At 64.2% G+C, this 18,935-nt stretch carries 20 protein-coding genes; 15 read left to right on the plus strand and 5 right to left on the minus strand.

Annotated elements, in window-relative coordinates; all coding sequences use genetic code 11:
- A partial coding sequence (locus tag ACF8MC_RS00005) for a beta-galactosidase (protein WP_314235168.1) occupies positions 1 to 2,152 on the minus strand: 2,152 nt, incomplete at its 3' end.
- 102 nt (positions 2,153 to 2,254) lie between these two features.
- Complete coding sequence (gene dpiA, locus ACF8MC_RS00010; protein ID WP_021505854.1) at positions 2,255 to 2,941, minus strand: two-component response regulator DpiA; 687 nt, start codon at positions 2,939 to 2,941, stop codon at positions 2,255 to 2,257.
- 313 nt (positions 2,942 to 3,254) lie between these two features.
- Between dpiA and citC the strand changes: the two genes are divergently transcribed.
- From citC to dhbA, 13 genes are all read left to right on the plus strand, one after another.
- Positions 3,255 to 4,325 (plus strand): [citrate (pro-3S)-lyase] ligase, encoded by a 1,071-nt coding sequence (gene citC / locus ACF8MC_RS00015; RefSeq protein WP_004940809.1) that lies wholly within the window; start codon positions 3,255 to 3,257, stop codon positions 4,323 to 4,325.
- Positions 4,325 to 4,633 (plus strand): citrate lyase acyl carrier protein, encoded by a 309-nt coding sequence (gene citD, locus ACF8MC_RS00020; protein WP_019452464.1) that lies wholly within the window; start codon positions 4,325 to 4,327, stop codon positions 4,631 to 4,633. Before citC ends, citD begins: the two co-directional genes overlap by 1 nt.
- On the plus strand, positions 4,617 to 5,537 hold the full coding sequence (gene citE / locus ACF8MC_RS00025; protein ID WP_016927085.1) for a citrate (pro-3S)-lyase subunit beta: 921 nt from the start codon (positions 4,617 to 4,619) through the stop codon (positions 5,535 to 5,537). The genes citD and citE overlap by 17 nt, the downstream gene beginning before the upstream one ends.
- A complete protein-coding gene (citF, locus tag ACF8MC_RS00030) occupies positions 5,537 to 7,042 on the plus strand; it encodes a citrate lyase subunit alpha (RefSeq protein ID WP_043147660.1) in 1,506 nt (501 codons plus the stop codon). Before citE ends, citF begins: the two co-directional genes overlap by 1 nt.
- A gap of 3 nt (positions 7,043 to 7,045) precedes the next feature.
- Complete coding sequence (citX, locus tag ACF8MC_RS00035; RefSeq protein WP_164104889.1) at positions 7,046 to 7,594, plus strand: citrate lyase holo-[acyl-carrier protein] synthase; 549 nt, start codon at positions 7,046 to 7,048, stop codon at positions 7,592 to 7,594.
- Positions 7,575 to 8,459 carry a triphosphoribosyl-dephospho-CoA synthase CitG gene (citG, locus tag ACF8MC_RS00040; RefSeq protein ID WP_164104888.1) on the plus strand — a complete coding sequence of 295 codons (885 nt, stop codon included), beginning with the start codon at positions 7,575 to 7,577 and terminating at the stop codon, positions 8,457 to 8,459. The genes citX and citG overlap by 20 nt, the downstream gene beginning before the upstream one ends.
- A gap of 25 nt (positions 8,460 to 8,484) precedes the next feature.
- Positions 8,485 to 9,948: an anion permease gene (locus ACF8MC_RS00045; RefSeq protein ID WP_015378437.1), complete on the plus strand. Its 1,464-nt coding sequence runs from the start codon at positions 8,485 to 8,487 to the stop codon at positions 9,946 to 9,948.
- A gap of 146 nt (positions 9,949 to 10,094) precedes the next feature.
- Positions 10,095 to 11,324, plus strand: a complete 1,230-nt coding sequence (gene agp / locus ACF8MC_RS00050; RefSeq protein ID WP_164104887.1) for a bifunctional glucose-1-phosphatase/inositol phosphatase — start codon at positions 10,095 to 10,097, stop codon at positions 11,322 to 11,324.
- A gap of 120 nt (positions 11,325 to 11,444) precedes the next feature.
- A complete protein-coding gene (locus tag ACF8MC_RS00055; RefSeq protein WP_033654918.1) occupies positions 11,445 to 11,735 on the plus strand; it encodes a nucleotidyltransferase family protein in 291 nt (96 codons plus the stop codon).
- Positions 11,732 to 12,103, plus strand: coding sequence for a DUF86 domain-containing protein (locus ACF8MC_RS00060; RefSeq protein ID WP_033654917.1), 372 nt, complete (start codon positions 11,732 to 11,734; stop codon positions 12,101 to 12,103). The genes ACF8MC_RS00055 and ACF8MC_RS00060 overlap by 4 nt, the downstream gene beginning before the upstream one ends.
- Before the next feature lie 34 nt (positions 12,104 to 12,137).
- On the plus strand, positions 12,138 to 12,830 hold the full coding sequence (locus ACF8MC_RS00065; RefSeq protein ID WP_164104886.1) for a 4'-phosphopantetheinyl transferase: 693 nt from the start codon (positions 12,138 to 12,140) through the stop codon (positions 12,828 to 12,830).
- Positions 12,831 to 13,019: 189 nt separating this feature from the next.
- Complete coding sequence (locus ACF8MC_RS00070) at positions 13,020 to 14,210, plus strand: isochorismate synthase MenF (RefSeq protein WP_164104885.1); 1,191 nt, start codon at positions 13,020 to 13,022, stop codon at positions 14,208 to 14,210.
- Between the two features lie 100 nt (positions 14,211 to 14,310).
- Entirely contained in the window at positions 14,311 to 15,069 is a 759-nt protein-coding gene (dhbA, locus tag ACF8MC_RS00075; protein ID WP_060427441.1) for a 2,3-dihydro-2,3-dihydroxybenzoate dehydrogenase, read from the plus strand.
- Position 15,070: 1 nt separating this feature from the next.
- Here dhbA and rarD read toward each other — a convergent pair whose 3' ends face one another.
- Complete coding sequence (rarD, locus tag ACF8MC_RS00080; RefSeq protein WP_164104884.1) at positions 15,071 to 15,949, minus strand: EamA family transporter RarD; 879 nt, start codon at positions 15,947 to 15,949, stop codon at positions 15,071 to 15,073.
- A gap of 139 nt (positions 15,950 to 16,088) precedes the next feature.
- Here rarD and alkB point away from each other — a divergent pair, with 139 nt between their 5' ends.
- A complete protein-coding gene (alkB, locus tag ACF8MC_RS00085; protein ID WP_060388008.1) occupies positions 16,089 to 16,736 on the plus strand; it encodes a DNA oxidative demethylase AlkB in 648 nt (215 codons plus the stop codon).
- On the opposite strand, the gene ACF8MC_RS00090 is transcribed toward alkB, so the two are convergent.
- Positions 16,719 to 17,654: a LysR family transcriptional regulator gene (locus ACF8MC_RS00090; RefSeq protein WP_043147652.1), complete on the minus strand. Its 936-nt coding sequence runs from the start codon at positions 17,652 to 17,654 to the stop codon at positions 16,719 to 16,721. The genes alkB and ACF8MC_RS00090 overlap by 18 nt on opposite strands.
- Before the next feature lie 85 nt (positions 17,655 to 17,739).
- Here ACF8MC_RS00090 and ACF8MC_RS00095 point away from each other — a divergent pair, with 85 nt between their 5' ends.
- Positions 17,740 to 18,369: a hypothetical protein gene (locus tag ACF8MC_RS00095; RefSeq protein WP_103772224.1), complete on the plus strand. Its 630-nt coding sequence runs from the start codon at positions 17,740 to 17,742 to the stop codon at positions 18,367 to 18,369.
- 19 nt (positions 18,370 to 18,388) lie between these two features.
- Here the strand turns inward: ACF8MC_RS00095 and ACF8MC_RS00100 are convergent, their stop codons facing one another.
- On the minus strand, positions 18,389 to 18,631 hold the full coding sequence (locus ACF8MC_RS00100; RefSeq protein WP_033635174.1) for a hypothetical protein: 243 nt from the start codon (positions 18,629 to 18,631) through the stop codon (positions 18,389 to 18,391).
- Between the last annotated feature and the right edge of the window lie 304 nt (positions 18,632 to 18,935).

Raw genomic sequence — 18,935 nt, forward strand, 5'->3', positions numbered from 1 at the left:
AGCGGTGGTGCGCTTCGGACCAGTCGGTGGCCTTCGGCTGCACCACCTCCACGTTCAGCCACAGTTCGCCGGGCTGATGCAGCATCGGCAGGCGGTCGAGCAGGGTGAAGCGAGCGCTGCCCTGCGGCGCCAGCGCCAGATTGAAGCTGCCGCTGGCGCGCTCCACGCCGTCCAGCTCCAGCCGCCAGTTCAGCTGCTCGTTGTCGGTGTGGCGGAACAGGTAATCGCTGGTGACGGTCAGCGTCAGCGAGGCGGCGTCGAAGGCGAAGCGGAACAGCTGCTGCGCCCGCTGCGCTTCGAACAGTGCCGGGTGCGGGGTGCGATCCGCGAACACCAGCCCGTTCAGGCAGAACTGGCGATCGTTGGGGGTATCGCCGAAGTCGCCGCCGTAGGCCCAGTACTCTTCGCCCTGGGCGTCGCGCGTGATCAGCGCCTGATCGACCCAGTCCCAGACAAAGCCGCCCTGCAGGCGCGGATAGTGGTGGAACGCGCGCCAGTAGCGTTCGAAACCGCCGAAGCTGTTGCCCATCGCATGGGCGTATTCGCACAGGATCAGCGGCCGCTGTTCCTCCGGCAGACCGATCCACTTGCCGATCGCCCATTTGGGCACCGCCGGGAACGGCTGATCCTGATCCACCCGCGCATACATCGGGCAGATGATGTCGGTAGCGGCGGTGTCGGCGCCGCCGCCTTCATATTGCACCGGGCGGGTCGGATCCTGGCTTTTCACCCAGCGGTACAACGCGTCGTGGTTCACGCCGTGGCCGGACTCGTTGCCCAGCGACCAGATAATGATGCAGGGGTGGTTGCGGTCGCGCTGCACCATGCGGGTGACGCGCTCGCTCATCGCCGGCAGCCACAGCGGATCGTCAGCCAGGCGGTTCATCGGCTGCATGCCGTGGGTCTCTATATTGGCTTCGTCCACCACGTACAGCCCGTAGCGGTCGCACAGCCGATACCACAGCGGGTGGTTGGGATAGTGCGAGCAGCGCACCGCGTTGAAGTTGTGCTGCTTCATCAGCAGGATGTCGTGGCGCATCGTCGCCTCGTCCATCACTTGGCCGTGGCGCGGATGATGCTCGTGGCGGTTAACGCCGCGGATCAGCAGCGGCTGCCCGTTGAGCTTCAGCAACCCGCCGCTGATTTCTACCTGGCGGAAGCCGACGTCATAGGCCTCCACCTCGATAATCTCCCCCTCGGGTGAGAGCAGGGCGACGGTAGCGCGATACAGCGTGGGCGTTTCGGCGCTCCACAGCGCCGGGCGTTCCACCGGCAGGCGCAGCGTGACCCGATCGTCATAGGCGCCGCGCTCGTCCACGATCTCGCTGCCGAGCGGCTGGGTGCGTTCGGCCACCCGCGCGCCATCGCGCCACAGCTGAACCTGCACCTGCAGCGGGCCGGGCCGACTGGCGCGCGCCGTCACCACCAGTTCGCCGCGGGTAAAGCGGTCATGCAGCGGCGTGGTGATGCGCACATCGCTCAGGTGCGCGGCGGGTTTGTGCAGCAGGCTGACGTCGCGGAAGATGCCGCTCATGCGCCACATGTCCTGATCTTCGAGATAGCTGCCGTCGCACCAGCGCAGCACCATCACCGCCAGCCGGTTTTCTCCCGGCTGCAGCCACGGGCTGAGATCGAACTCCGCCGGCAGGCGGCTGTCCTGCGAATAGCCGACCCAGTGGCCGTTGCACCACAAATAGAACGCCGAGTTGACGCCGTCGAAGATGACGCGCGTCTGGCCGGCGGCCAGCCAGGCCGGATCGACGCTGAAGGTGCGCGAGTAGCAGCCGGTTGGGTTGTCTTCCGGCACGCGCGGCGGATCGACCGGGAACGGGTAGCGCACGTTGGTATAGATCGGCGCATCGTAGCCGGCGAGCTGCCAGTTGCCCGGCACCGCCAGCGGGGCGGCGTCCGGCAGATCCTGCTGCAGCCAGCCTTCCGGCGTCGCCTCTGGGCGCGGGAAATAGCTGAAGCGCCACTCGCCGTTCAGCGATCGGCGGCTGGCGCTGGGGGCATCGTCGCGCGCGTCTTCCACCGTGCGCCAGCTGGCGAACGGCGGGTGGGCGTCCAGCCGGCGGTAGTGAGTGCAGGCCGGGTTTTGCCAGTCACGGCGGGCGAGGATCTCGGTCAGGGAAGCAAGGGGCGCAGCGGGCATCGGCGATCGTCCAGTCGGCTAGGTGATGCTCACCAAGATGCTGACCGGTACATAAAAAGTAAAGCGGTTACACGCAACCTTGCAAGGGCGATCAAATAACCGTTAATGCGGTTCGCCGGCGCGGTAGATCCGCTGCGGGCGGCCGACCTTGCCGTAAATGATCTCGGCGCGCAGCTGCTGCGCGGCGGTGCAAAACTCCAGATAACGGCGCGCGGTGGTGCGGCTGAGCCCCATTTTTTGCGCAACGCTTTCAGCGGTGTGGCGCGCGGCGGGTTCGGCAAACAGCGCGCGAACCTTGCCCAGCGTCAGCTCGTCGATGCCGGCGGGCAGCGCCGCCTGCTGTTCGCCGCGGGCGTAGGTGTTGAACATCTCGTCGATGCGGCGCTGGTTGAGGCGCGCTTTGTCTTTCAGCGCTTCGCGGCGCTGGCTGAAGCGCTGCAGGGTCTGGCTCAGCCGGTCATAGGCCAGCGGTTTGATCAGGTAGTCGAATACGCCGTAACGCAACGCCTCGGCCACGGTGGCCATGTCGCTGGCGGCGGTGATGAACACGATGCCGCCGCGATACCCGCTCAGCGTCAGTTCGCGCAGCAGGGTGATGCCCTGGCCGTCGGGCAGAAAGTTGTCCAGCAGGATCAGGTCCGGCTTGAAGCGCTCGGTCATGGCGCGCGCCTGCGCCAGCGTGCCGGCCAGCCAAATCTGGCGGCAGCCGCCGTTCTGGCGGATAAACTCCGCGTGCATCTCCGCCAGCGGCGTTTCGTCTTCAACGATCAGGATGTTCAGCCATTCCATAATGAAACCTGCTATTGCAATCAAGATGCTAAATGAATGTAAGTAAATTGCGGCGCAAAATAAAGATTATCTCAATAATAAACACCATAAGATTAATTAAGCAAATAAAGAACATTAAATAACTTATTAACCGGAATCGGTTTGTGAAATAGGTCAATAATCGGCGTTTTTTTTCTGTTTACCATTAATTTATCGAACGCAAAGTTGCGTTTATCTGCATGGTTTTTAAGGTTTTAATTACCCTTGCTGATGTTAATTAAAATGCCTTTTTGTATTTAATTTGTTGTTTGCCAGTTAACCCAGAGAGCGTGTTATGTTAGGCGATGCCGTATTTAATCGGGTAAAGCGATCGGATCATAAAGCGATTTCGGAAATAAGCGCCTTCTTGCGCAGTAACGATCTGAATATCGACACCACGGTTGAAATATTTATTACCGTTACCCAGCACGACAAATTGGTCGCCTGCGGCGGCATCGCCGACAATATTATCAAATGCGTCGCCATCAGCCCGCTGATGCGCGGCGAAGGGTTGGCGCTGGCGCTGGCGACCGAGCTGGTGAACCTGGCCTACGAGCGCCACCACACCCAGCTGTTTATCTACACCAAGGTGCAGAACGAGCCGCTGTTCCGCCAGTGCGGTTTCTACCCGATCGCCACCGTGCCGGGCATCGTGGTGCTGATGGAAAACAGCCCGTGCCGCCTGAAGCGCTACGCCGCCCAGCTGGCGAGCCAGCGCCGGCCGGGCGACACCATCGGCAGCATTGTGATGAACGCCAACCCCTTCACCCGCGGGCATCAGTATCTGGTGCGTCAGGCGGCCAAACGCTGCGACTGGCTGCACCTGTTTTTAGTGAAGGAAAACACCTCGCGCTTCAGCTATGAAGACCGCCGCCGGCTGGTGCTGGCCGGCACCGCCGATATCCCCAACCTTACGGTACACGAAGGCTCGCAGTACGTGATCTCGCGCGCCACCTTCCCCTGTTACTTCATCAAGGATCAGGGCGTGGCCGACGACTGTTACACCGAAATCGATCTGAAGATCTTCCGCCAGTATCTGGCGCCCGCGCTGGGCATTACCCACCGCTTCGTCGGCAACGAGCCGTTCTGCGCGGTGACCGCGAAATACAACCGCGACATGCGTTACTGGCTGGAAACGCCGGCGCTGCCCAGCCCGCCGATCGCGCTGGTGGAAATCGAGCGTTTGCAATATCAGGGCACGGCGATCTCCGCCTCCTGGGTGCGCAAGCTGCTGGCGGCGGGGGACTTCCACGCCGCCGCGCCGCTGGTGCCGCCGGACACCCTGTACTACCTGCAGGATCTGCAAACGCAGCGCCGGGCCAAGGCGGCCCCGCATCCTTTTGAGTCCGCACAATCAGGTGAATGATGAAAATTATCCGAGAAGCAATGGCCGGCACGCTGGAATCCAGCGATGTCATGGTGCGCATCGCGCCCGCCGAGGGGCCGCAGCACGATCTGTTGATCGCCAGCAGCGTGGAAAAACAGTTCGGCGCGGCGATCCGCCACACCCTGCTGGAGGTGCTGCAGCGCTATGAGGTGGAGCCGGTGCAGGTGATCGTCGACGACAAGGGCGCGCTGGACTGCGTGCTGCGCGCCCGGCTGGAAACGGCGCTGATGCGCGCCTGCGAGGGCGGCCAACTGCCGTGGGAGGCGAAAGATGAAAACGCTGAATAAAACCCGGCTGCGCCGCAGCATGTTGTTCGTCCCCGGCGCCAACGCGGCGATGGTCAGCAACGCCTTTATCTACCAGGCCGATGCGCTGATGTTCGATCTGGAAGACTCGGTGATTCTGCGTGAAAAAGACGCGGCGCGCCGGCTGGTGTACCACGCGCTGCAGCACCCGCTGTACCAGGAGGTGGAAACCATCGTGCGCGTCAATGCGCTCGACTCTGCCTACGGCCTGGCGGACTTGCAGGCGGTGGTGCGCGGCGGCGCGGACATTGTGCGCCTGCCGAAGACCGACAGCGCGCAGGATGTTGTCGACATGGAGCGCGAGATTGCCGCCATCGAAGCGGCCTGCGGGCGGCCGGTCGGCAGCACCGGGCTGCTGGCGGCGATCGAATCGGCGCAGGGCATCACCAACGCGGTGGCGATCGCGCACGCCTCGCCGCGCCTGATCGGCATCGCGCTGGGGGCGGAAGACTATGTGCGCAACCTGCGCACCGAACGCTCGCCGGAGGGCATCGAGCTGCTGTTTGCCCGCTGCTCGCTGCTGCAGGCGGCGCGCGCCGCCGGCATTCAGGCGTTCGACACCGTCTATTCCGACGCCAACAACGAGGCCGGCTTCCTGCAGGAAGCGGCGCTGATCAAACAGCTTGGCTTCGACGGCAAATCGCTGATTAACCCGCGCCAGATTGAGCTGCTGCACAACCTGTACGCGCCGACCGCCAAAGAGGTGGCGCACGCGCAGCGGGTGGTGGACGCCGCCGAAGCGGCGGAGCGGGAAGGGCGCGGCGTGGTGTCGCTCAACGGAAAAATGGTCGACAGCCCGGTGATTGAGCGCGCCCGGCTGGTGCTGGAGCGCGCCGCGCTGTCCGGCTTACGGGAAGAACCGGCGCAGCACGGGGAGGAAGCATGATGAACCGCCAACAACGATTGATGACCTTCGCCAACCCGGCGGATCTGCCGGGCTATCAGGACGTCTCCAAAGCCAATCTGCAGGCGCGCAAACCGCGCGATCTCAAGCTGTGCGACTCCTTGCAGGAAGCGGTGCGCCGCAGCGGACTGCAGGACGGCATGACCATTTCCTTCCACCATGCGTTTCGCGGCGGTGATTTGACGCTCAATCAGGTGATGGAGACGCTGGCGGCGATGGGGTTCCGCAACCTGACGCTGGCGTCCAGCTCGCTGACCGACTGCCATGCGCCGCTGGTTGAGCATATCCGCCACGGCGTGGTGAGCCGCATTTACACCTCCGGGCTGCGCGGCCCGCTGGCGGACGCGGTTTCGCGCGGCCTGCTGGCGGAGCCGGTGCAAATTCACTCGCACGGCGGCCGGGTCAATCTGATCGAATCCGGCGAGCTGAGGATAGACGTGGCCTTCCTCGGCGTGCCGGCCTGCGATGAGTTCGGCAACGCCAACGGTTACAGCGGTGAAGCCTGCTGCGGCTCGCTCGGCTATGCGCGGGTGGACGCCGAGGCGGCGGGCACCGTGGTGCTGTTGACCGAGCAACTGGTGCCGTATCCGCATCATCCCGCCAGCCTGGCGCAGGATCGGGTGGATCTGATCGTGCAGCTGGAGCGGGTGGGCGATGCCGACAAGATCGGCGCCGACGCCACGCGCATGACCTCGAACCCGCGCGAGCTGCTGATCGCCCGCCGCGCCGCCGAGGTGATCGCCGGTTCCGGCTACTTCACCGAAGGCTTCTCGCTGCAAACCGGCACCGGCGGCGCCTCGCTGGCGGTGACCCGGTTCCTGGAGGACAAGATGCGCGCCCGCGGCATTCGCGCCGCGTTCGCCCTCGGCGGCATCACTTCGACCATGGTGGATCTGCACGAGAAAGGGCTGATCGGCAAGCTGCTGGACGTGCAGAGCTTCGATCGGGCGGCGGCGACTTCGCTGGCGCGCAACCCGCGCCATATCGAAATCAGCGCCAACCAGTACGCCAACTTCAGCTCCAAGGGCGCGTCGGTCGATCGGCTCGACGTGGTGGTGCTGAGCGCGCTGGAAATCGACACCGGCTTCAACGTTAACGTGCTGACCGGCTCCGACGGCGTGCTGCGCGGCGCGTCCGGCGGCCACTGCGACACCGCCGCCGCCGCGCGGCTGGCGATCATCGTTGCGCCGTTGGTGCGCGGGCGCATCCCGACGCTGGTGGAGCAGGTGACTACCTGCGTCACGCCGGGCTCCAGCATCGACATTCTGGTGACCGACCACGGCATCGCCGTCAACCCGGCGCGGCCGGAGCTGGCGCAGCGCCTGCGGGAGGCCGGCCTCGAGGTGGTGAGCATCGACTGGCTGCGCGCCCGCGCGCTGCAGCTGACCGGCGAACCGCAGCCGATCGCCTTTACCGATAAGGTGGTGGCGGTGGTGCGCTACCGCGACGGCTCGGTGATCGATGTGGTGCATCAGGTGGCGGAGTAGCCGATGGCCGCCGTCGATCCCCAACTGGCCGCCGAACGCGCGGTCAGCCTGCCGGAGTTGCTCACCAGCCGCGAATGCCGCCAGGCACGCCAGCAGGCATGGCTGGCGCAGCACCAGTGCACGCTGCTGGTGCTGACGCTGGTGGTGCCCGGCCCGGTGAAGGACAGCGCGCTGACGCGCGGCATATTCAACCTCGGGTGGGCGGCGCTGCTGCGGCTGTGCGCCGAACAGGGCTGGCCCAGCCCGCAGGCCGAGGCGCTGGCGCTCGCCACTGGCTGCGAAGGGTTTGTCGCGCTGCGCGCCGACGCCCTGCGGGTGAAAGACTGCGCCATGCAGCTGGAGGTGAGCCGCCCGATCGGCCGGCTGTGGGATATCGACGTGCTGGATACGCAGGGGCGCATTTTGTCGCGCCGCGACATCGGCCTGCCGGAACGGCGCTGCCTGCTGTGCGGCCAACCGGCCAAGATCTGCGCCCGCCAGCGGCGGCACAGCAGCGAGCAGTTGCTGCATGAAATGGAAAGGATGTTCAACGATGCGATCTCTGCCGATTAACCTGCCCGCCCACCGTGCCGAACCGGCCTGCGACTTCGCACGCGCCGCTTTCCGCGCGCTGCTGGTGGAGGTCAACCTCACGCCCAAGCCGGGGCTGGTGGATCGCCATAACACCGGCGCCCACCGCGATATGGATCTCGGGCATTTCTACCGCAGCGCCCGCGCCATCGGCGTGTGGCTGCCGCGCTTTATCCAACGCGGGCGCGAAGACGCCGCTTTGCCGGCAGAGCAGCAGCTGGCGCGGTTGCGGCCGCTCGGCCTGGCCTGCGAAAACCAGATGTTTCGCGCCACCGGCGGCATTAACACCCACAAGGGCAGCGTGTTCTCGCTCGGGTTGCTGTGCACTGCCTTCGGCCGCCTGCAGCAGCAGGGGCGCGCCATCGGCGCAGAGGCGCTGTGCGCCGAGGTGGCGGCGATGTGCCGGGGGCTGGTGGATCGCGAGCTGCTGCGCAACAACGCCGGGCAGACCGCCGGCCAGCGGCTGTTCGCCGCGCACGGGCTGAGCGGCGCGCGCGGCGAGGCGGAGGCCGGTTTCCGGCTGGTCATTGACGGCGCGCTGCCGCTGTATCGGCAACGGCTGGCTGCCGGCGGCGACGAACAGCGGGCGCTGCTGGACAGCCTGCTGTGGCTGATGGCCCACAACGACGACACCAACGTCGCCTCGCGCGGCGGCCTGCACGGGCTGCGCTGGCTGCGGCGCCGGGCGGCATTGCTGCTGGCGCAGGGCGGCTCGGCGGGGGAAGCGGGCCTGGCGCGCCTGCGGCGCTTCGATGCCGACTGCATCGCCCGCAACCTCAGCCCCGGCGGCAGCGCCGACCTGTTGATAGTGACCTGGCTGCTGGCGCAGCTGGGTGCCCAAGAATAATAACCAAGCCTTCAGGAGAGTCCCCATGTCCCAAACCCAGGAAAAGATCTGGAAAGCGATAGCGCCGCTGGCGGTGCTCGCGATCCTGTTATTGATACCGGTGCCCGACGGCATGCCGCCACAGGCGTGGCACTACTTCGCCATCTTTGTGGCGATGATCGTCGGCATGATTCTGGAGCCGATCCCGGCCACCGCCATCAGCTTTATCGCGGTGACCGTCAGCGTGCTCAGCGCCAACTGGGTGCTGTTCGGCGCGCAGGAGCTGGCGGAGCCGGGCTTCAAGGCCGGTAAAGAGGCGCTGAAATGGGGGCTGGCGGGCTTCTCCAGCACCACCGTCTGGCTGGTGTTCGGCGCCTTTATCTTCGCGCTGGGCTACGAGGCCACCGGGCTGGGGCGGCGCATCGCGCTGTTCCTGGTGAAGTTCATGGGCAAGCGCACGCTGACGCTGGGCTATGCGGTGGTGATCATCGATATCCTGCTGGCGCCGTTCACGCCGTCCAACACCGCGCGCACCGGCGGCACGGTGTTCCCGGTGGTGAAAAACCTGCCGCCGCTGTTCGATTCCTTCCCCAACGATCCCTCTTCACGCCGCATCGGCGGTTACCTGATGTGGATGATGGTGGTCGGCACCAGCATCAGCTCCTCGATGTTCGTTACCGGCGCCGCGCCGAACGTGCTGGGCATCGAGTTCGTCGGCAAGATCGCCGGGGTGCACATCAGCTGGATGCAGTGGTTCCTGGCGTTCCTGCCGGTCGGCCTGCTGCTGCTGATCATCGCGCCGCTGATCTCCTACTACCTGTACAAACCGGGCGTGACCCACAGCAGCGAAGTGGCCGCCTGGGCGGATACCGCGCTGGGGGAAATGGGCAAGCTGACGCGCAAGGAATACACCCTGATCGGCCTGGTGCTGCTCAGCCTGTGCCTGTGGGTGTTCGGCGGCAAAGTGCTGGACGCCACCGCGGTGTGCCTGCTGGCGGTGTCGCTGATGCTGGCGCTGCACGTGGTGTCGTGGAAAGAGATCACCAAATACTCCAGCGCCTGGAACACGCTGGTTAACCTGGCGACGCTGGTGGTGATGGCCAACGGCCTGACGCGCTCCGGCTTTATCGACTGGTTCGCCCAGACCATGAGCACCCACCTGGACGGCTTCTCGCCGAACATGACGGTGGTGGCGCTGGTGCTGGTGTTCTACTTCGCCCACTACCTGTTCGCCAGCCTGTCGGCGCACACCGCCACCATGCTGCCGGTGATCCTGGCGGTCGGCAAAGGGCTGCCGGGCGTGCCGATGGAGCAGCTGTCGATGCTGCTGGTGCTGTCGATCGGCATCATGGGCGTGCTGACGCCGTACGCCACCGGGCCGGGGGTGATCATCTACGGCTGCGGCTACGTGAAGTCGAAAGACTACTGGCGCCTGGGCGGCATTCTCGGCGTGGTGTACATCGCCGCGCTGCTGCTGATCGGCTGGCCAATCATGAGCCTGTGGTACTGAGTTGACGCACAGCGGCCGCCGCTCGGTGGCCGCTGGTACGATCCTTTCCCGTGAACCCTGTCACACACTTGTCACACTAACCCCGCCATCATACTCGGGCAAACGCTAACACCTTAAAAATAATCATTTTCCGGGAGCCTCTGCGGATGAGAAAAAAAACGTTATTGCTGTGCCTGCCTTTGTTATTCACCGGGAACGCGCTGGCGGAAGCCAGCGGCTATCAACTGGAACAGGTGCTGGTGATGAGCCGCCATAACCTGCGCGCGCCGCTGGCCAACAACGGCAGCGTGCTGGCGCAGTCTACGCCGAAGGCCTGGCCGGCCTGGGAAACGCCGGGCGGCCAACTGACCACCAAGGGCGGAGTGCTGGAAGTGTATATGGGGCACTATTTCAACGCCTGGCTGAAACAGACCGGCCTGTTGCCGCAAGAGGGCTGCCCGACCGCCGGTAGCGTGTACGTCTACGCCAACAGCCTGCAGCGCACGGTCGCCACCGCGCAGTTCTTCAGCAACGGCGCGTTCCCCGGCTGCGACGTCGGCGTGCATCATCAGGACAAAATGGGCGAGATGGATCCGACCTTCAACCCGATCATCACCGACACCAGCGAAGCCTTCAACCAGCAGGCGCTGGCGGCGATGAACGCCGCGCTGGGATCGCTGAAGCTGGACGCCTCTTACCAACAGCTGGCGAAGATCATCGACTACAAGGACTCCGCCGCCTGTAAGACCGACAAACACTGTGACTTGACCAAGGAAGCCAGCGTGATGAGCGCGGTGCCGGGCAAAGAGCCGGGCGTCTCCGGCCCGCTGCGGGTGGGCAACTCGCTGGTGGACGCCTTTATGCTGCAGTACTACGAAGGTTTCCCGATGAAAGAGGTGGCCTGGGGCAAAATCGCCACCCCACATCAGTGGCAGCAGCTGGCGCAGCTGAAAGACGGCTATCAGGACTCGCTGTTCACCTCGCCGGTGGTGGCGCAGAACGTCGCCAAGCCGCTGCTGACCTACATCAACAATGCGCTGCTCGGCGAGCGCAAACCGGACGCGCCGAAGCTGACGGTGCTGGTCGGCCACGATTCCAATATTGCCTCGCTGCTGTCGGCCATGCAGTTCCAGCCGTATCAACTGCCGCAGCAATACGAGAAAACGCCGATCGGCGGCAAACTGGTGTTCCAGCGCTGGCGCGACGCGCAGAACGACCGTGAATTGCTGAAGATCGAGTACGTCTATCAGTCCACTGAGCAACTGCGCAAGGCGACGCCGCTGACGCTGCAAACCCCGCCGCAGCGCGTGACGCTGGCGCTGAAAGGCTGCCCGATCGACAAAGACGGCTTCTGCGCCTGGAGCGATTTCGAAAAGACCATGAAAGGCATCTTGTAATGCCCAGCTTCTCTCCCGAGCGCGGGGGAGAGGCGAAGGCGCGGCTGCCGGGGGGATTGTGCTTGAATCCCCTCAACCGATCACCTAGCATTTCGTTAGATGTAACGGGGAGAGAAAACCATGCGACCATCCATTGTTCTTGCAGAGCATCGCCAGGCGATCCGAGAAACGGTTGGGCTGTTCCCTGCGGCTAATCCGCGTATTTTCGGCTCGGTGCTGCATGGCACCGATCGGGAGGGCAGTGATTTGGATCTGTTGGTCGATGCGTTGCCGGGCGCCACGTTGTTTGATCTGGGAGGGCTGCAGTCGGAACTGGAAGCGCTGCTGGGTATTCAGGTGGATCTGCTGACGCCGCTCGATTTGCCGCCGACCTTTCGCCAGCAGGTTTTGGCGGAGGCCCAACCGGTATGAAAGATGCGCGGTTGGTCGATTATCTGAGCCACATGCAACAGGCGGCGCAGGATGCCTGCGATTTCGTTGATGGCCTGGCGGCGGCAGATTTTATCGAAGATAAACGCACTCAGCAGGCCGTCATTATGAGCCTGATTATCATCGGTGAAGCCGTGACGAAAATCATGGATGGCAGCCCCGCGTTTACGCAACGTCATCCTGAAATCCCCTGGCGCAACATGCGCGGCATGCGTAATCGCATTGCGCACGGTTATTTTGATATCAACCTTGAAGTGGTCTGGGCGACGGTGCAAACGGCGTTGCCGGAACTGCTGACACAGCTGGTGGCGGTACGCCAGGATGCCGAGAAGTTAAACGACGGTGATTAAACTCTCTTTGGACAGTGACTCTGGTTCCTGCCGGTTGCCCACTTTTATCCGCAATATCGAATTTTTCACGCCGGACGGCTATCCGGGCCAGGTGGCGCGCTGCCATTTTGCGCTGGCGGAGTATCGCGACGACAGTTTTCCCGAGGCGGGTTTTGCACTGCCGGAACATCTGGCGCGCGCGGTGCCGAAGCGCCGCGCGGAGTATCTGGCCGGGCGTGTTCTGGCGCGGCAACTGTTGGCGCCGCTCGGTTTTACCGACTTCACCCTGGCGCGCGGCGAAGATCGCGCGCCGCAGTGGCCGCCGGGCATCGCCGGGGCGCTGAGCCATAATTCGGATACCGCGCTGTGCGCCGTGCACCGCGAGCGCGGGCTGGGCGGCGTTGGGTTGGATGTGGAGACGCTGCTCTCCGACGTGCGGGCGGAGGAGCTGTGGGGGGCGATCGTTTCCCCGGCGGAGCGCGAGGCGTTGCTGCGCGAGGCGCTGCCGTTCAATGAACTGCTGACGCTGACGTTTTCCGCCAAAGAGAGCCTGTTCAAGGCGCTGTATCCGCAGGTGCGCTGTTACTTCGATTTTCTCGATGCGCGCATGGTCGCCGTGGATGCGCAGCGGCAGACGTTTGTATTAACGTTGCTTAAGACGCTGACGCCAAATTGCCCCGCCGGTCGCCGGTTTAGCGGGCGTTTTTGGCGTAAAGGTGACGATGTCACGACTTTTATCTTTTGCTAAAACCCAATAATAACAGTGTGTTATTTCTTTATTTGCCGTAACGCAGGTTTGCCGCGGCGGGCGGAAAGATTCATTCATCGGAGATTGACCCACGCTGGGGATCCGGTGTAATTTATCCTCCTTTTACAGCTAATGATAATTATTCGCATAAACATTATCATTGGTAAGGCGCGACAAAGGAGTGGTCTTGTGGCGACACTGACGACAGAAAACCAAACCTTCCCCGGGTTTGCGTACGCCGAACAATCGACCTTTTTGTACCGGTCCGAATTCCGTTCCCTCTCCGCCAGTGGCGTGTTCGAGCGGATTGAGACGCCGGCGTTCGGCGGCGAGCAGGAAGGCAGCGCGCTGGCGCAGCATATCCGCCAGGCGCTGGCGCGCGCCAAAGCCGCCGGCCAGGAGACGCCGGTGGTGGTGGGCGCCATTCCGTTCGATACGCGCCGGCCTTCCAGCCTGTACGTGCCTGAAAACTGCCAGTTTGTCGCCAACGACAGCTTTACCCGCGCCGCGCGCCCGATGCTGCAACAGCCGCATCGCCTGGCCGCCTGCACCAGCATTCCGGACGAGCCGCGCTTCAAGCACGCGGTGGCGGAAGCGGTCAGCCGCTTTAAACAAGGCAAGCTGGACAAGGCGGTGCTGTCGCGCATCCTCGACATCGAGCTGGAGCAGCCGGTGGCGGGCCACCAGATCCTCAATAACCTGATAGTGCAGAACCCGACCGGTTACCACTTTTCCCTGCCGCTGGCCGATGGCGGCGTGCTGATCGGCGCCAGCCCGGAGCTGCTGATCCGCAAGCAGGGCGGCGAGATCCACACCAATCCGCTGGCGGGCTCGGCGCGCCGTCAGGACGATCCGCAGCAGGATCGCCTCGGCAGCGAGCGCCTGATGCGCTCGACCAAAGACAAATACGAACACAAGCTGGTGATCGACGACATTCGCCGTCACCTGGCGCCGCTGTGCGCCAGCCTGAGCGTGCCCAGCGGCCCGTCGCTGCTCAGCACCGGCACCATGTGGCACCTGTCCACCCGCATTCGCGGCGAACTGCTGAACCCGAATCTCAATGTGATGCAGCTGGCCTGCCTGCTGCATCCGACGCCGGCGCTGTGCGGCTTCCCGACCGAGAGCGCCCGCCAACTGATCGCCGATCTGGAACCGCACGATCGCGGCCTGTTCAGCGGCATTGTCGGCTGGTGCGACGCCAACGGCGACGGCGAGTGGGCGATCGTCATCCGCAGCGGCCTGCTGCGCGGCAACCGGGTGCGGCTGTTCGCCGGCGCGGGCATCGTCGCCGCCTCGACGCCGCAGGCCGAGTGGATGGAAACCGCCGCCAAACTGGGCACCATGCTCAACGCTTTCGGCCTGAACAGCGGCGCGCTGTAGGCCTCTTTGCGGCGCAGTGCGCGCCGCGTCATACGCTTTCGCAGGAGACAACGATGAACAACAACATGACCCGGCTGTGCGCCCGGATGGCGGTGTGCGCATGAGCATTCAGATGGATTTCACCGGCAAACGCGTGTGGGTGACCGGCGCGGCGCGCGGCATCGGCGAGCAGATCGCCCGGCATTTTTTGACGCAGGGCGCCGAGGTGGTGGGATTTGACCGCGAGTTCGCCAACCCGGATCTGCCTTACCCTTGCGTGACGCTGGACATCAGCCGGCCGGAGCAGGTGGAGGCGGTGTGCCGCCAACAGCTGGCAGAGAACCCAAAACTGGACGTGTTGGTCAACGCCGCCGGCATTCTGCGCATGGGCAATACCGAAGATTTGAGCGTGGATGACTGGCATCAGTGCATCAACGTCAACGCCTCGGGGGCGTTTTACCTGTTCCGCGCCGTGCTGCCGCACTTCAAGGCGCAGCGCAGCGGGGCGATCGTCAGCATCGGCTCCAACGCCGCGCACGTGCCGCGCACGCAGATGGCGGCCTACTGCGCCTCCAAGGCGGCGCTGACCAGCCTGAACCACTGCGTGGGGCTGGAGATGGCGCCGTTCGGCGTGCGCTGCAATCTGGTGTCGCCGGGCTCGACCGACACGCCGATGCAGCGCGGCATGTGGCAAACCGACGATGCGCCGCAACGCACCATCGCCGGTTTCCCCGAGATGTTCAAGCTGGGGATCCCGCTCGGCAAAATCGCCCGCCCGGACGAAATCGCCAATGCGGTGTTGTTCCTGGCCTCCGATTTGGCCAGCCACATCACTATGCAGGATATCGTGATCGACGGCGGCGCCACGCTGGCCGCCTGAGTCAGACCCGCTGGCGGCGCAGCAGGTGCTGCGCACCTTCCGCCGCCAGCAGCAGCACCGCCAGCCAGATCGCCAGATAGGTTGGCCATTCGCTTTGGCCGATGCTCTCGCCGAGCAGCAGCGCGACGATCACCAGCAGCACCGGTTCCACATAGCTCAGCAGGCCGAACAGGCTGAAAGGCAGCAGGCGGCTGGCGAGGATGTAACACACCAGCGCCACGGCGCTGATGACGCCGAGCAGCGGAATGCGCCAATACAGCTCGGCATTGGTCGGCAACGCCGCCGCGCCGCCGTCGCCGAAGGCGAACCAGGCCGCCGCCGGCAGCATCAGCGCCAGTTCGCACCACAGCCCGCCGAGATTGTCGGTGCCGAAACGCCGCCGCAAAATAAAGTAGAGCGGATAGCCCAGCGCCACTACCAGCGTCGGCCACGAGACGCCGCCCGCCTGATACAGCTCATTGCCCACCCCCACCATGGCGCACGCCACCGCCAGCTTTTGCAGCAGCGACAGCCGATCGCGGTAGATCAAACGGCCCGCCAGCACCATGGTCAGCGGCAGCAGAAAATAGCCGAGCGACACGTCGAGCGCCTTGCCGTGCAGCGGCGCCCACAGGAATAACCACAGCTGCCCCCCCAGCAACGCCGAGGTGAGCAGTAGGCCCAGCAGACGCTGCGGCCGTTGGCCGATCCAGCCCAGCGTGTCGCCCACTTTGCGCCAATCGCCGGACAGCGCCATGAACAGCGTCAGGAACGGCAGCGTCAGCAGCGTGCGCCAGCCGTAGACCTGCTCGCCGTTCAGCGGGGTGAGGGTAGAGGTGAAGTAATACATCGCGCCGAACAAGATGGAGGCGACGACCGAAAGAGTGATGCCCTTAATCACACGCATTCCTGGTGAGTGATTGATTTTATGGCGGCTACTGTAGAGAAATTTGCCGCCAACGACAATGGCGTTGCCGGGCGCTGGACAATCGGCGGCGGCGGGTTACAATGATTACTGTGTATTTATACAGGCCTTGGCGATGACAATCGATCTTTTTGAAGACGCGCTGCCGCCGCCGTGGCGCGAAGAGATCGCCCCCGGCGCGGTGGTGATGCACGGCTTCGTGCGCGATCACGGGCCGGAACTGCTGGCGGCGGTGCAGGGCGTCGTCGCCCAGGTGCCGTGGCGGCATTTGACCACGCCCGGCGGGCACGTGATGTCGGTGGCGATGAGCTGGTGCGGCAACGGCTGGACCAGCGACAGCCGCGGTTACCGCTATTCGGAACGCGACGCGCGCAGCGGCAAACGCTGGCCGGCCATTCCGCCGATCCTGATGGCGCTGGCGGACGAAGCCGCGCAGCAGGCGGGCTTCGGCCGCTTCGTGCCGGATTCCTGTCTGATGAACCGCTACGATCCGGGCAGCAAGCTGTCGCTGCATCAGGATAAAGACGAGCACGACTTCGGCGCACCCATCGTTTCGGTGTCGCTCGGGCTGCCGGCGGTATTTCAGTTCGGCGGCCTGCAACGCAGCGACCGGGCGCGGCGCATCCCGCTGGCGCACGGCGACGTGGTGGTGTGGGGCGGCCCATCGCGGCTCTGTTTTCACGGCATCCTGCCGGTCAAGGAAGGCTATCACTCGTTGGTGGGGCCGCACCGCATCAACATCACGCTACGCAAGGCGCTTTAGCTGCGGCTCCTGCGCCAGGCAGGCGACGAGATAGTCGATAAACACCCGCAGTTTGGGCGGTAGATACTGGTTAGGCGCGTAAAGCAACCACAGGCCGCCGTGATAGCTGCTGAGGAAATCCCACGCCGGCAATACCTGCACGATCTCGCCGTCATCGAGCGCCTGGCGGGCGGTAAAATACGGCAGGCTGCCGATGCCGATATGCCGTTTCACCGCGTCCAGCCGCACGCCGGTGTGGTTGGCGGCGTAGCGGCCGCGCACGTTGACCGTCACCGTTTTGCCGCTGCGGCGGAACTTCCATTGCGCGTCGCTCGGCGTTTCACCCAGATAGATGCAGCTGTGCGCCGCCAGATCGTGCGGGTGCTGCGGCGTGCCGTGCTGCGCCAGGTAGTGCGGCGTGGCGCACAGCAGATGGTCTATTCTCATCAACTGGCGGCCGATCAACCCGGGCGATGGGCGATCGGTAATGCGCAGCGCCAGATCGACCCGATCGTCGATCAGATCCATGTAGCGATCTTCCAGCCGCAGCCGCACGTCCACCTTCGGGTAGCGGCGCAGGAACTCCGGCATGTGCGGATGCAGCACGAAGCGCCCCACCGCCTTGGGCACGCTGACGCTGACCAATCCTTCGGGCTCCGCGGCGCCGCGCCCGCCGATCGCCATAACCGCGTCGGCGGCCGCCAGCAGGGTGCGGCAGTGCGCATACGCCTCTTCGCCGCTTTCGCTCAGCCGAAGTTTGCGGGTGGTGCGGTGCAACAGCTGCAGCGCCAGCGCCTGCTCGAGCCTTGCCACGCTGCGGCTGACGGCGGAAGGCGAAGTATCCAGCTTGCGGGCGGCGGCGGAAAAGCTGCCGCTCTCTACCACCTGAACGAAAACGGCCATTTCGGGCAACAGCGCGTAAGAAAGATTTGTGCTCATGACGCAAAGGTCCATTGTGATGGCGGCGGATTATCCATCGATTATGACATGAATATAATGGCTCTTCGAACCGAGGAGAAAAATGATGACCGAACGACGTTATTACTACAGCGACGATGTACAGGGCCAGGCGCAGGTGTTGAGCTGTACGCCGGCCGAGGCGGGCGCCTACGCCGTAGAGCTGGACGCCACGCTGTTCCACCCACAGGGCGGCGGCCAGCCGTCCGACGTGGGGACGTTAGGCGGCGTTGCCGTGCTGCGGGTGCAGCAGCAGGGGGATAGCGTGGTGCACTTTACCGCCGCGCCGCTGCCGCTCGGGCCGGTCACGCTGCAAGTCGATGAAGCGCAGCGCCGCCTGCACGCCCGCTGGCACTCCGGCGGGCATCTGATCGGCTGGCTGGGCGAAAGCCGGGGGTGGCGGCCGGTCAAGGCGCATCATTGGCCGGGGGAGGGGCGCATCACATTCGCGCCAGGGCCGGATGCGCAGACGATAGAAGCGGACTTTTTGCAGGCGGAGCTGGCGCGCTTGATCGCCGCCGATCTGCCACGCCGCCAACAGGCGGTGGACGGGATGCGCCAGGTCGGTTTCGGCGAACTGCCCGCTTACGGCTGCGGCGGCACCCATGTCGCCACGCTGGGCGAGGTGGGCGCGATCGCTATCACCGGCGTAAAGATGAAGAAGGGGCAGCTGATCGTGCAGTATGCGCTGAGTTGAATTGAATAAGGGGGGCGGCTCAGCGCCCGGCCTGCCGCAGCTGGGTGCAGAACGCGCATTGGCATCCCGCCACCGGCACCGCCGCGCAGCTGCCGATGTTCACCGGCTGGGCGTCCATGGCGTGAAAGCCGTAAAACAGATTTTCGATGTTTTGTTCCGCCGCGCGCGCCTGTTCCGGGCGCGGTTCGGGCACTTTCGACTGAAACGCCGCGGCCTTGCCGGCCAGCAGGCAGAGAAACAGCAGCGACAGCTGGATTTTCATCGTCGTCTTCCTTTGGCTAAAGTTATGATACGTTATAACAAAACCCCATCAATGCCAAGCGGCGGCGCTGCCGCCATTCACGGTATTTTTACGCACGGCAACAGTTCCTCATTCAAATAACACTTCGACACATTTCTTGCCGATACGCTGACTAATAATTCAAATTACAAAAATTGCCTCACTAAACGAATATTTAGATACTCGCTGTGCGGCCTGGCCAGTGCTGACACGTTTTTAAATTCTGAGCATACAGAAAGATGCCTCTGTAGGTATCGTCACGCACTCTGGACAGGACATCGCCACC

The organism is Serratia sp. LACPHL-BACT-2024-00286, from assembly GCF_043109535.1.
GTDB lineage: Bacteria > Pseudomonadota > Gammaproteobacteria > Enterobacterales > Enterobacteriaceae > Serratia > Serratia sarumanii.